The 13,974-nt window shown below is 50.2% G+C and carries 12 protein-coding genes; 11 read left to right on the forward strand and 1 reads right to left on the reverse strand.

Annotated elements, in window-relative coordinates; all coding sequences use genetic code 11:
• The first annotated feature begins 23 nt into the window (after positions 1-23).
• The 11 genes from HV345_RS11445 (at position 24) to HV345_RS11495 (ending at position 12,726) form a co-directional block, all read left to right on the forward strand.
• Positions 24-1,730, forward strand: a complete 1,707-nt coding sequence (locus tag HV345_RS11445) for a sugar phosphorylase (RefSeq protein ID WP_286469849.1) — start codon at positions 24-26, stop codon at positions 1,728-1,730.
• A gap of 16 nt (positions 1,731-1,746) precedes the next feature.
• Positions 1,747-3,039: an ABC transporter substrate-binding protein gene (locus tag HV345_RS11450; protein ID WP_019076863.1), complete on the forward strand. Its 1,293-nt coding sequence runs from the start codon at positions 1,747-1,749 to the stop codon at positions 3,037-3,039.
• 20 nt (positions 3,040-3,059) lie between these two features.
• Entirely contained in the window at positions 3,060-3,941 is an 882-nt protein-coding gene (locus HV345_RS11455) for a carbohydrate ABC transporter permease (RefSeq protein ID WP_003840754.1), read from the forward strand.
• Positions 3,928-4,770 (forward strand): carbohydrate ABC transporter permease, encoded by an 843-nt coding sequence (locus HV345_RS11460; protein ID WP_181636644.1) that lies wholly within the window; start codon positions 3,928-3,930, stop codon positions 4,768-4,770. The genes HV345_RS11455 and HV345_RS11460 overlap by 14 nt, the downstream gene beginning before the upstream one ends.
• A gap of 27 nt (positions 4,771-4,797) precedes the next feature.
• Positions 4,798-5,850, forward strand: a complete 1,053-nt coding sequence (locus HV345_RS11465) for a zinc-binding alcohol dehydrogenase (protein WP_016153224.1) — start codon at positions 4,798-4,800, stop codon at positions 5,848-5,850.
• Between the two features lie 16 nt (positions 5,851-5,866).
• Positions 5,867-6,655, forward strand: coding sequence for a sugar phosphate isomerase/epimerase (locus HV345_RS11470; protein ID WP_016156634.1), 789 nt, complete (start codon positions 5,867-5,869; stop codon positions 6,653-6,655).
• A gap of 10 nt (positions 6,656-6,665) precedes the next feature.
• Positions 6,666-7,721 carry a Gfo/Idh/MocA family protein gene (locus tag HV345_RS11475; RefSeq protein WP_016156633.1) on the forward strand — a complete coding sequence of 352 codons (1,056 nt, stop codon included), beginning with the start codon at positions 6,666-6,668 and terminating at the stop codon, positions 7,719-7,721.
• The gene (locus HV345_RS11480) at positions 7,718-9,994 is read left to right on the forward strand and encodes a glycoside hydrolase family 65 protein (protein ID WP_181636645.1); all 2,277 of its coding nucleotides are present in this window, start codon (positions 7,718-7,720) and stop codon (positions 9,992-9,994) included. Before HV345_RS11475 ends, HV345_RS11480 begins: the two co-directional genes overlap by 4 nt.
• Positions 9,991-10,659: a beta-phosphoglucomutase gene (pgmB, locus tag HV345_RS11485; RefSeq protein WP_181636646.1), complete on the forward strand. Its 669-nt coding sequence runs from the start codon at positions 9,991-9,993 to the stop codon at positions 10,657-10,659. Before HV345_RS11480 ends, pgmB begins: the two co-directional genes overlap by 4 nt.
• Positions 10,660-10,669: 10 nt before the next feature.
• The gene (locus HV345_RS11490) at positions 10,670-11,752 is read left to right on the forward strand and encodes an ABC transporter ATP-binding protein (RefSeq protein ID WP_016153219.1); all 1,083 of its coding nucleotides are present in this window, start codon (positions 10,670-10,672) and stop codon (positions 11,750-11,752) included.
• Positions 11,753-11,820: 68 nt separating this feature from the next.
• Positions 11,821-12,726 carry an OmpG family monomeric porin gene (locus HV345_RS11495; protein ID WP_016156630.1) on the forward strand — a complete coding sequence of 302 codons (906 nt, stop codon included), beginning with the start codon at positions 11,821-11,823 and terminating at the stop codon, positions 12,724-12,726.
• Between the two features lie 29 nt (positions 12,727-12,755).
• Here HV345_RS11495 and HV345_RS11500 read toward each other — a convergent pair whose 3' ends face one another.
• On the reverse strand, positions 12,756-13,766 hold the full coding sequence (locus HV345_RS11500; protein ID WP_016153217.1) for a LacI family DNA-binding transcriptional regulator: 1,011 nt from the start codon (positions 13,764-13,766) through the stop codon (positions 12,756-12,758).
• Positions 13,767-13,974 lie beyond the last annotated feature (208 nt).

The raw sequence follows: 13,974 nt of genomic DNA on the forward strand, positions 1-13,974 counted from the left end.
CCCGCAGAGTAGTCTCTTGACTCATGGGACCGCTACCACGAGAATTGAAGGTGAACCAAAAAATCCAAAAATGCCTGGCAGAAGTTTATGGTGATACGTTTACTTCATGCCACTATGAAGCGCTGATTGCACGTTTAGAGAAATCACAGGGATTAATTAAAAAAATCCGTAAAGCGCATTGGGACGAGGGCGATGTAGTTCTTATTACCTACGCCGATCAATTCCACGGGGCAGGCAAAAAACCACTGCCGATGTTTAATCAGTTTTATAATGAATGGCTTAAGTCGACATTTTCTCATGTGCATCTGTTGCCGTTTTATCCGTGGTCATCGGATGATGGTTTTTCCGTAATTAATTACCATCAGGTTGCCGAAGAAACCGGTGACTGGAATGATATTAAGCAATTGGGTAAATCCAGTCGACTGATGTTTGATTTTGTTTGTAACCATATGTCAGCGAAAAGCGAATGGTTTAATAACTATTTGCAACAGCTTGACGGTTATGAAGATTTCTTTATTGCGATGGATCCTGATACGGACCTGAGCAACGTAACGCGTCCACGCGCATTACCGTTACTGACGCCTTTTACGCTGAAAGATAACACCGTACGCTATTTATGGACGACGTTCAGCGACGACCAGATCGATCTCAACTATGCCAACCCGGTAGTGTTACTGGCGATGGTCGATGTGCTATTGAGTTATCTTGAGCAGGGCGCTGATTATGTCCGCCTGGATGCGGTTGGCTTTATGTGGAAAGAGCCAGGAACGACCTGTATTCACCTGGAAAAAACGCATCAGCTGATCAAACTATTTCGCGCTATTGCTGACTGCGCGGCGCCTGGTACGGCGATTATTACTGAAACAAACGTTCCGCATAAGGATAATGTGTCCTACTACGGAAATGGCCGTGATGAAGCGCATATGGTGTACCAGTTCTCGTTACCGCCGCTGGTGCTGCATGCGGTACAACGCCAGGATACCTCAACCTTGTGCCAGTGGGCGCAATCACTGGAACTGCCGTCCAGTGAGACCACCTGGTTTAATTTCCTCGCATCGCATGACGGTATTGGTCTCAACCCATTACGTGGTTTGTTACCTGAAGACGAGATTGTGCGCCTGGTGACGGAATTACAACAGGAAGGCGCGCTGGTTAACTGGAAAAATAATCCTGATGGTAGTCGCAGTCCGTATGAAATTAACGTGACATATATGGACGCACTGACGCCAGGCAATTGTAGTGATGCCGAACGTTTTTCCCGTTTTATTCTCGCACATGCCATTTTGCTGAGTTTTCCGGGTGTACCTGCGGTTTACATTCAAAGCATTCTTGGGTCACGCAATGATTATAAAGGTGTCGAGGCGTTAGGTTATAACCGCGCGATCAACCGCAAAAAATATCAAATAAACCAAATCGAAACGGAGCTGGCAGATGAAACCAGTTTGCGCCACGCTATTTATCATGAATTATCCCGGTTAATTGTAATACGTCGTAGTAATAAAGCATTTCACCCTGATAGTGATTTTCAGATTAGCAGTGTTACACCGACTGTAATGCAAATTAAACGTACGGCGGAAACAGGCGAAAAAATTACCGGATTATTTAATGTCAGCGGTCATACGCAAACCATTAGTATTGATGTTGAAAATGGATTTGATTTGATTAGCGGTAAAACTATTTCAGGTAAAGAATTAACGTTGAACGCCTGGCAGGTCATGTGGGTTAAGTAATAAAAAGGAACATTTCATGCTTAAAACTAAAATTGTGCTGATTTCAGCACTGGTTTCCTGCGCCCTGGTTTCCGGGTGTAAGGATGATAAAACGTCCTCTGTTGCGATTGAATTTATGCACTCTTCTGTTGAACAGGAGCGGCAGGCGGTTATTGCAAAACTGATTGAGCGTTTTGAAAAAGAGAACCCGGGGATCAGTGTCAAACAGGTTCCTGTAGAAGAAGATGCGTACAACACCAAGGTCATTACCCTGGCGCGGAGCGGTTCACTGCCTGAAGTCATTGAAACCAGCCATGACTACGCGAAAGTTATGGATAAAGAATCACTTATCGATCGTAAAGCCGTAGCGCAGGTCATCAACGCCGTAGGTGAAGGTACTTTTTATGATGGCGTGCTGCGTATTGTGCGCACTGAAGACGGTACCGCCTGGACCGGGGTTCCGGTTAGCGCCTGGATTGGCGGGATCTGGTATCGCAAAGATGTGCTGGCAAAAGCTGGGCTGGAAGAGCCAAAAGACTGGCAACAACTGCTGAGCGTGGCGCAGAAGCTAAACAATCCTGGTAGTAAGAAATATGGTATTGCGCTGCCCACGGCGGAAAGCGTTTTGACCGAACAGTCATTTTCCCAGTTCGCGCTCTCAAACCAGGCCAACGTTTTTGATGCGCAAGGAAAGATAACGCTCAACACACCTGAAATGGCGCAGGCGCTGCAGTATTACCGCCAATTGGCAATGAACACCATGCCGGGCTCAAACGACATCATGGAAGTCAAAGACGCGTTCATGAACGGCACGGCGCCGATGGCGATTTATTCCACCTATATCCTCCCGGCGGTGATTAAAGAGGGCGATCCTAAAAATGTGGGCTTTATGGTGCCGACGGAAAAAAACTCTGCTGTTTACGGCATGCTGACGTCGTTAACCATTACCGCGGGTCAAAAGTCTGAAGAGACAGAAGCGGCAGAGAAATTTGTCACCTTTATGGAGCAGGCCGACAACATCGCGGACTGGGTCATGATGTCGCCAGGGGCGGCGCTGCCGGTCAACAAAGCAGTGGTGAATACCCCGACGTGGAAAGATAACACTGTCATCAAAGCGCTGGGTGAATTACCCGATCAGCTGATTGCCGAACTGCCGAATATCCAGGTGTTTGGTGCCGTCGGCGATAAGAACTTCACCCGCATGGGCGACGTCACAGGCTCCGGTGTTGTGAGCTCAATGGTGCACAACGTGACGGTAGGCAAAGCCGACCTCGTCACCACGATTGAAGCGAGCCAGAAAAAACTGGATGACCTCGTTGAACAGCGCTAATGGGGAAATGGAAAGCCGTGATGAATAAGTTCTTTTCAGGTCGATCTGATATGCCATTCGCCATGCTGCTGCTGGCGCCCAGCTTGCTGTTGCTGGGCGGTTTAGTGGCGTGGCCGATGATATCTAACATCGAAATCAGCTTTATGCGACTGCCGCTGAATCCGCAAATTGAGTCTACATTTGTCGGGTTGAGCAACTATATTCGTATCTTATCCGATCCCGGATTCTGGCATTCGCTGTGGATGACGGTCTGGTATACCGCGCTGGTTGTGGCAGGAAGCACGGTACTGGGGCTGGGCGTAGCGATGTTTTTTAACCGTGAGTTTCGTCTGCGGAAAACAGCGCGCTCACTGGTCATCCTCTCTTACGTGACGCCATCAATTTCGCTGGTGTTTGCCTGGAAATACATGTTCAACAACGGCTACGGCATTGTGAACTACCTCGGTGTGGATCTGTTGCATCTCTACGATCAGGCACCGCTGTGGTTCGACAATCCCGGCAGCAGCTTCGCGCTGGTCGTGCTGTTCGCCATCTGGCGCTACTTCCCGTATGCCTTTATCTCGTTTCTGGCGATTTTACAGACGATTGATAAATCGTTGTATGAGGCGGCAGAAATGGACGGCGCGAATGCCTGGCAACGGTTTCGTATCGTCACGCTGCCAGCGATTATGCCGGTGCTGGCAACCGTGGTCACGCTGCGCACGATCTGGATGTTTTACATGTTCGCCGATGTTTATCTGCTGACCACTAAAGTCGATATTCTCGGGGTCTATCTCTATAAAACAGCGTTTGCATTTAACGACTTAGGCAAAGCGGCAGCTATTTCTGTCGTCCTCTTCGTCATTATTTTCGCTGTTATCCTGCTGACCAGAAAACGGGTGAACCTCAATGGCAACAAATAAGCGCACACTTGGCCGCATCGGCTTTTACTGTGGATTAATTGTCTTCCTGGGCATCACGCTATTCCCATTTTTTGTGATGCTGATGACCTCATTTAAAAGCGCCAAAGAGGCGATCTCGCTGCATTCGACGTTGTTACCGCAGCAATGGACGCTGGAACATTACATCGACATCTTCAACCCGATGATTTTCCCGTTTGTTGACTACTTCCGTAATAGCCTGGTGGTATCGGTCACTTCTTCGGTGGTGGCGGTGTTTCTCGGCGTGCTCGGGGCGTATGCGCTTTCCCGCCTGCGTTTTAAGGGGCGAATGACTATCAATGCCAGCTTTTACACGGTGTACATGTTTTCGGGGATCCTGCTGGTGGTGCCGCTATTCAAAATCATTACGGCACTTGGCATCTATGACACCGAAATGGCGTTGATTATCACCATGGTCACCCAGACGCTGCCGACCGCGGTGTTCATGCTGAAAAGCTACTTCGACACCATTCCGGATGAGATAGAAGAAGCCGCGATGATGGATGGATTGAACCGTCTGCAGATCATCTTTCGCATTACCGTGCCGTTGGCGATGTCCGGTCTGGTTTCGGTCTTTGTGTACTGCTTTATGGTGGCGTGGAATGACTATCTGTTTGCCTTGATTTTCCTCTCCAGCGCCAGCAATTTTACCTTACCGGTCGGTCTGAACGCGCTGTTCAGTACGCCTGACTATATCTGGGGACGCATGATGGCGGCATCGTTAGTCACCGCATTGCCGGTCGTCATTATGTATGCGCTTTCCGAACGTTTTATTAAAAGTGGTTTGACCGCAGGCGGCGTGAAAGGCTAAGCGGCCAGTTTAATTAAGGAGTTGTAAATGAAGAAGTTAGTTGCCACAGAACCGCGTGTTGCGGCGCTGGTGGAATATGAAGACAGAGCTGTATCCGCCAATGAAGTGAAAGTTCGCGTTCGCTTTGGTGCGCCAAAACATGGCACGGAAGTGGTCGATTTTCGCGCTGCCAGTCCGTTTATTGACGAAGATTTTAACGGCGAATGGCAAATGTTCATGCCGCGTCCGGAAGGGGCGCCGCGCGGGATTGAATTCGGCAAGTTCCAGCTTGGCAACATGGTGGTGGGCGATGTTATTGAGTGTGGCAGCGATGTGACCGAATACGCCGTTGGCGATTCAGTTTGCGGCTACGGCCCACTGGCAGAAACGGTTTTCTTTAATGCGGTAAACAACTACAAACTGCGCAAAATGCCGGAAGGCAGTTCGTGGAAAAATGCCGTGTGCTATGACCCGGCACAGTTCGCCATGAGTGGCGTGCGCGACGCCAATGTGCGTGTCGGCGACTTTGTTGTCATCGTCGGCTTAGGGGCGATTGGCCAGATTGCCGTCCAACTGGCTAAGAAAGCGGGAGCCTCGGTGGTCATTGGTGTGGATCCGATTGCCCATCGTTGCGATATCGCGCGTCGTCATGGCGCGGATTTCTGTCTGAATCCTATTGGCACCGATGTCGGCATGGAAATTAAGAAGCTGACTGGCAAGCAGGGCGCGGATGTGATTATCGAAACCAGCGGCTATGCGGATGCGTTGCAATCGGCGTTACGCGGTCTGGCCTATGGTGGAACCATCTCCTATGTCGCTTTCGCGAAACCTTTTGCTGAAGGCTTCAACCTGGGGCGTGAAGCGCACTTCAACAACGCCAAAATTGTCTTCTCTCGTGCCTGCAGTGAGCCAAATCCGGATTATCCGCGTTGGAGCCGCAAGCGTATTGAGGAGACCTGTTGGGAACTGTTGATGAACGGTTACCTGAACTGTGAAGAACTTATTGACCCGGTAGTAACATTTGCCAGCAGCCCGGAAAGCTATATGCAGTATGTCGATCGCCATCCGGAAAAGAGCATCAAAATGGGTGTGACGTTTTAATTAAGGAATGCAGAAGATGAAAATTGGAACACAGAACCAGGCTTTTTTTCCGGAAAATATTCTCGAGAAATTCCGTTACATCAAAGAGATGGGGTTTGACGGTTTTGAAATTGACGGCAAGCTGCTGGTTAACAACCTGGCAGAAGTGAAAGCAGCAATCAAAGAAACAGGCCTGCCCGTCACCACCGCCTGTGGAGGATATGACGGTTGGATCGGTGATTTTATCGAAGAGCGTCGTTTGAATGGCTTACAGCAGATTACCCGCATTCTCGAAGCGCTGGCCGAAGTCGGTGGGCAGGGCATTATTGTACCCGCTGCATGGGGCATGTTTACCTTCCGCTTACCGCCGATGACCTCTCCGCGCAGCCTGGCGGGTGATCGTAAAGCAGTAAGTGATTCATTGATTTATCTCGATAAAGTTGCCGAGCGTACGGGGACGGTGGTGTATCTGGAGCCGCTTAATCGCTATCAGGATCATATGATCAACACCCTGGCGGATGCCCGTCGCTATATCGTGGAAAACAACCTGAAGCATGTGCAAATCATTGGTGATTTTTACCATATGAATATCGAAGAAGACGATATGGCTCAGGCGCTGCATGACAATCGCGATCTGCTGGGACACGTCCATATTGCGGATAACCATCGTTATCAGCCGGGGAGCGGTACGCTGGATTTCACTGCGCTGTTTGATCAGTTGCGTGAAGATAATTATCAGGGTTACGTCGTGTACGAAGGGCGTGTACGGGCAGAGAACCTGCCGGAAGCGTACCGTCAGTCACTGGCCTGGCTGCGTACCTGCTAAGAGGATTTCTGTGAAAAGTGCACTGACAAGCTCTCCGCTACGCATCGCCATTATCGGCGCCGGGCAGGTGGCGGATAAAGTTCATGCTTCGTACTACTGCACCCGCAACGATCTGGAACTGGTGGCTGTCTGTGACAGCCGCCTGTCACAGGCGCAGGCGTTGGCAGAGAAATACGGCAATCCGCAGGTTTGGGACGATCCTCAGACGATGCTACGCGAGGCTAAGCCAGATATCGTCAGCATCTGTTCACCCAATCGTTTTCATTATGAACACACCATGTTGGCGCTGAACGCCGGATGCCATGTGATGTGTGAGAAACCTCCGGCGATGACGCCAGCCGAGGCGCTGGAAATGTGTAACACGGCGCGTCGAATGGGGAAAGTTCTGGCTTATGATTTTCATCATCGTTTCGCACTGGATACGCAGCTGCTTCGTGAGCAGGTGATGGCCGGCGTGCTGGGTGAAATCTATGTCACTAATGTCCGCGCTTTGCGCCGCTGCGGCGTGCCCGGCTGGGGGGTATTTACCAACAAAGAACTGCAGGGCGGCGGGCCGCTGATTGATCTCGGCATCCATATGCTTGATGCCGCCATGTATGTGCTGGGGTTTCCGGCAGTAAAGCGTGTTAACGCACACAGTTATCAACGCATTGGCACGCGTAAAAACAGCGGCCAGTTTGGGAAATGGGATCCCGAGACGTATACCGTGGAGGATTCTCTGTTCGGGACGATTGAATTTCATAACGGCGGTATCCTGCGACTGGAAACCTCTTTCGCGCTGAATATCCCGGAACAATCGATTATGAACGTAAATTTCTGCGGCGATCTGGCAGGGGCGACGTTATTCCCAGCCCAGGTTTATACCGATCGTGAGGGTACGCTTGACGTACTGCTTCAGCGTGAAATGGCCGATGACAATCGACATTATCGCAGCATGGAAGCTTTTGTGAATCATGTCCAGGGCGAGCCTGTCACTATTGCTGACGCAGAGCAAGGCGTCGTTATTCAACAACTGGTTGCCGCACTGTATCAATCGGCTGAAACAGGGACCTACGTAGACTTATGACGAGGCCAGTAATGCTAACTGAACCGGCTTTTTGCCCACACAACCTGAATAAATATGCGTCCCTCATGACGACCGGTAACGGTTATATGGGGATTCGCGCCAGCCACGAGGAAGCCTACACCTTACAAACTCGCGGCATGTACCTTGCTGGACTGTATCACCGGGCAGGGAAAGGCGAGATTAATGAACTGGTTAATCTGCCTGATGTGGTGGGGGTGGAGATTTCACTCAATGGTGAGATTTTCTCGCTCACCAGCGGCGTTATCGAAAGCTGGCAACGTGAACTGGATTTTGCCAGTGGGGAATTACGCCGTGCGCTTACCTGGCGTGCGTCTGGCGGGGCGCGTTTTGCCATTGAGAGCCGGCGATTTGTCTCGGCACAAAAACTGCCGCTTTTTGCTATGGAAGTTGTCGTCACGCCACTGGACGGCGATGCCAGCATTGGTATCTCGACCGGAATTGACGCCACGATGACCAATCATGGTCGTCAGCATTTGGATGAAACGCAGGTCCGGGTCTTTGGCCAGCATCTTATGCAAGGGATTTACACCACCCAGGACAACCGCAATGATATCGCTATCACCACGTATTGCGATGTAGACGGTGCAGCGCAGCGCTGCTTCACCGCGAAAGAACGTCGGCTGTTACAACACAACAGCGTGCAGGCGAAAGCCGGACAGCGCGTCACGCTGACAAAAATTAGCTGGGTGGACTGGGCGAGCGAACGCAGCCTGTCGCTTGAGACCTGGGGACGCCAGTCGCTGCGCAACCTGGAAGCGTGCGCGCAGCAGGGCTATGACGCTCTGCTGGCGGAGTCGGCTGCTAACTGGCATGCCTGGTGGCAAAATCGTCGCGTTCAGGTCACCAGCACTGATGCCAGCGATCAGCGAGCGCTGGACTATGCGCTCTATCATCTGCGTGTGATGACTCCTGACCACGATGAGCGCAGCAGTATTGCGGCCAAAGGTCTGACGGGGGAAGGGTATAAAGGCCACATATTCTGGGATACCGAGGTCTTTCTGTTACCGTTTCATCTCTTTACCGAGCCGAAAACCGCGAGAAGTTTGTTGCGTTACCGCTGGCATAATCTGTCGGGGGCGCGTGAGAAAGCCCGCCGTAACGGTTGGCAGGGAGCGCTTTTCCCGTGGGAAAGCGCTCGCAGCGGTGATGAGGAAACGCCTGAATTTGCGGCGATCAACATCCGTACCGGACTGCGTCAGAAAGTGGCCTCCGCGCAGGCTGAACATCACCTCGTGGCGGATATTGCCTGGGCGGTAGTCAATTACTGGCATGCCTCAGGGGATCTAAACTTCATGTCCCGTGAGGGAATGACGTTGCTGCTGGAAACGGCGAAGTTCTGGATCAGCAGGGCGGTCATGGTTAATGATCGTTTAGAGATCCACGATGTGATTGGCCCGGATGAATACACTGAGCATGTGAACAACAACGCGTTCACCAACTACATGGCCTGGTACAACGTGGAACAGGCGCTGGGCTTTGCCCGTCGGTTGGGCTGCGGTGATGAGACGTTTATTCACCGCGCAGAGTATTTTTTACAGCATCTCTGGCGACCGGAAGTTCAGCCCGATGGCGTGCTACCTCAGGACGATACCTTCCTGAGCAAACCGGCTATCGATCTGTCACAGTACAAAGCCAAAGCGGGCAAGCAGACGATTTTGCTCGATTACTCCCGTGCAGAAGTCAATGAGATGCAAATTCTCAAACAGGCCGATGTGGTGATGCTGACCTACATGTTACCGGAGCAATTTTGCCCGCAAACCTGTCTGGCAAACCTGCGCTTTTACGAGCCGCGCACAATTCATGACTCCTCGTTGAGTAAAGCGATCCACGGGATTGTGGCAGCGCGTTGCGGTGATCCGGCACAGGGCTATCGGTTCTGGCGTGAAGGGTCGCTTATCGATCTCGGGGAGGACCCACATAGCTGCGATGACGGCATTCATGCTGCGGCAACGGGCGCCATCTGGCTGGGTGCAATCCAGGGTTTTGCCGGCGTGAATATTCGCCACGGGGAGTTACACCTTGCTCCTGCCTTACCGACTCATTGGCAAACGCTGTCTTTCCCGCTGCGCTGGCAGGGCATCGATATGCAGGTAATCATTAATGCGGCTGAAATCCGTATTAACAGCACTGAGCAGATTGTCCTTTGGGTCAATGGTGAAAAGGTCTCCGTGCAGGGGGAAACCGTAATCCGCAATGACGCCATTATTTCGCCCACTTATGGGACCGCTACCACAGAAAGGGGCGATGAATGATACTCAAACCACAGGCCATCATTTTTGATTTGGATGGCGTGATTACCGATACCGCGCATCTGCATTTTCTGGCCTGGCGGCAGGTAGCCGATGAAATAGGGATTGTGATCGACGAAGTATTTAATGACAGCCTGAAAGGGATTAGTCGCGGCGAATCACTACAGCGTATTTTGCACCATGGTGGGAAGGCGGGGGCGTTTTCTCCCGAGGCCTGCGCACAATTGGCCGAGAGAAAAAACAGACTGTATGTCCATTCTTTGCGCCAGCTGACGGTTAACTCGGTATTACCGGGAATACGTGAGCTGTTGATGACGTTGCGGGAAGAACGGATTCCGGTGGGGTTGGCCTCTGTGTCGCGCAATGCCCCGGCTATTTTACAAGCGCTTAATCTTAGCTCTTGCTTTGATTTTTGTGCGGATGCGGCATTGATCACCCGCTCGAAACCGGATCCGGAAATTTTCCTGGCAGCCTGCGCGGGTCTTGGCGTTGACCCGCAACAATGTATTGGCATAGAAGATGCACAAGCGGGAATTGATGCAATCAACGCCTGCGGCATGCTTTCTGTCGGCATCGGTAAAGGGCTGAATGGGGCAGACTTGCTGCTTCCGGCAACCGAATTTCTGACGTGGCCGTGCTTATCGGCTTTCTGGCAACACGACAAGTAAAGGATTCAACATGGCACAGCTTTCGTTGCAACACATTCAAAAAATTTACGACAACCAGGTACACGTCGTTAAAGACTTCAATCTGGAAATTGAAGATAAAGAGTTTATTGTTTTTGTTGGACCTTCCGGCTGCGGGAAGTCAACTACGTTACGCATGATCGCCGGTCTGGAGGAGATCAGCGGCGGCGATCTGCTGATTGACGGTAAACGGATGAACGATGTGCCGGCGAAATCACGCAACATTGCGATGGTTTTTCAGAACTACGCGTTGTACCCACACATGACCGTCTATGACAACATGGCGTTTGGTCTGAAAATGCAGAAAATAGCGCCTGCTGTGATTGAGGAGCGCGTCAACTGGGCGGCGCAGATCCTTGGCCTGCGCGATTATCTGCAGCGTAAACCCGGCGCGTTATCCGGTGGTCAGCGTCAGCGTGTGGCGCTGGGGCGTGCGATTGTTCGTGAAGCGGGGGTCTTCCTGATGGATGAACCCTTATCGAATCTCGATGCCAAACTTCGCGTTCAGATGCGGGCTGAAATTAGCAAACTGCATCAGAAACTCAATACCACCATGATCTATGTTACCCACGATCAAACCGAAGCCATGACTATGGCGACGCGTATTGTGATTATGAAGGATGGCATTGTTCAGCAGGTTGGTGCGCCGAAAACGGTTTATAACCACCCGGCTAATATGTTTGTCGCCGGATTTATTGGCTCACCGGCCATGAACTTTATTCGTGGCGCGATTGATGGTGATAAGTTTGTTACTGAAACACTGAAATTAACGATTCCACAAAATAAATTAGCACAATTAAAAGCGCAGGGTTATGAACATCAGGCGGTCACTCTGGGAATTCGTCCTGAAGATATACACCCGCAGCTTAATAACGAAAATAGTATATCGGCAAAAATTAGCGTTGCAGAATTAACCGGCGCTGAATTTATGCTTTATACCATTGTTGGGGGGCATGAGTTGGTGGTCCGTGCTGGGGCAGTGAATGATTATCATGCAGGAGAAAATATCACTATTCATTTTGATATGGCGAAATGCCATTTCTTTGATGCTGAAACTGAAGTGGCTATTCAATAAAATTCCGGGGGGATAAATCCCCCCCAAGCCTTGGGGCATTTTTGCGAGTATTTTAACAAGGAATAATAATGAAAACCCTACTGTCCGCTACTGCGCTGATTATGAGCGCAGGAATGGCCTGCGCGCAGGCTGCTGAAAATAATGACTGGCACTTTAATATTGGTGCTATGTACGAAATAGAAAACGTTGAAGGTCAGGGCGAAGATATGGATGGACTGGCTGAGCCGTCCGTCTATTTCAACGCATCTAATGGGCCATGGAAAATATCGCTGGCCTATTATCAGGAAGGACCGGTTGATTACAGCGAAGGTAAGCGTGGTACCTGGTTTGATCGTCCGGAACTGGAAATTCGCTATCAATTTCTGGAAAGTGAGGATGTTAATTTCGGTTTGACCGGTGGCTTCCGTAATTACGGTTATCACTATGTCAATGAACCAGGAAACGACACCGCTAATATGCAGCGCTGGAAAGTTCAGCCGGACTGGGATGTTAAACTGACCGACGACCTGCGCTTTAGCGGTTGGCTGTCGATGTATCAATTCGTTAATGATTTGAATACTACTGGCTACTCCGATAGTCGTGTCGAAAGCGAGACCGGTCTGAATTACAGGTTTAACGAAACGGTGGGCTTAACGGTCAACTATTACCTTGAGCGCGGCTTTAATTTGGCTGATTCGCGCAATAATGGTGAGTTCTCAACCCAGGAAATTCGTGCATATTTACCGTTGTCTTTAGGCAATACCACCCTGACGCCGTATACCCGTCTGGGGCTTGATCGCTGGTCAAACTGGGACTGGCGAGATGATCCGGAACGTGAAGGCCATAATTTCAATCGTCTCGGTTTACTGTATGCATATGATTTCCAGAATGGTTTATCAATGTCACTGGAGTATGCCTATGAGTGGGAAGATCACGACGAAGGTGAAAGCGACAGATTCCATTATGCTGGTATAGGCGTGAACTACGCATTCTAAAATATACTGGGGCATTTATGCCCCAGTTTTTACACCAGTGAGTCGGCCAGCGATATTTGTGTGCTCACCGTGATATTTTGTAATCCTTTCTCGCCCGCAATCAGGTTAAATAATAAATTACAGCTTTGTTCACCCAACTGCTGGGTAGGCACATCAATTCCCCCAGGAACGGGCGTGAGCATAAAAGACAACAGCTCATTACTGTAGCCCACAACGGCAAGTTGTTGCGGGATGGTTATATTTTTCTCAGCCGCCACGCGATATAAGCTCATTAATTTCAAGCTGTCGGTGGCAAATACGGCGTCGGGTAACGGCTGCTGACTCAGTAATTTTCGTGAAGCAAGCAGGGCTGTTTCATGGGTATAGCCCCCGTCAACAATCCATTCATCGCGCATTTTAATATTATGCGCCTGAAGGCTGGCTTTATATCCGTTAACGCGATCGATAGAAACATGAACATCAAGCGGCGCGTGCAAACAGGCTATATTACGGTGTCCACTCTCAATCAGCGCATCAGTTAGCGTAATGCTGTCGCGATAATTATCTGTGTCTACAGAATAGACATTGGCGTAGTCGCCTTCAACCTTTCCAATAACCACGACCGGTACGTTGTATTTATCCAGCCTCGCAAAAAAAGATTCATCGGCGGGAGAACTCAGCATAATGATACCTTTGATCAATTTCTGCTTAATTTTGCTCTCACATTTTTGTAAATCATCTTCAGTGCTTCGCGACGTCTGTAATATGACATCAAAACCGACCTCTTCAGCCTTGGCAGTAATAGCATGCAGCACTTCAGAGAAAAACGGATTACCGGCGGTTGTTTTTGCTGAACGGGTAGATATCACCATTATTGCATCAAACCCGGAAGAGGTGAGTGCGCGAGCAAGTTTATTGGGCTGGTACTGTAACTCATCAATAGCACGCAGCACTTTTTCAAGCGCTTCCGGCGAGATATTGGTTTGCTTATTAAGCACGCGCGATACCGTGGATTTTGATACGCCAGCGGCTCGTGCAATATCATAAATGGTAGGAGACATAGATCCCAAGCTCCGTCCGAGAGTCAATGGCGAACATATTATGGAGTTAATTGGCGAATGACAACAATATCGGAATGCGGGCAGAAAAATCAAAAAACTAACCGCAGTATGCGCAACCAGAGGAAGAGTCGTCCACGGGTGCCGAGGGTGATAATGCGGTCGCAATATTTTCTTAAGAACTGGCGTATAGTGTGTTGGTTAAATCCAA

It is taken from the genome of Citrobacter sp. RHBSTW-00986, assembly GCF_013783065.1.
GTDB lineage: Bacteria > Pseudomonadota > Gammaproteobacteria > Enterobacterales > Enterobacteriaceae > Citrobacter > Citrobacter braakii.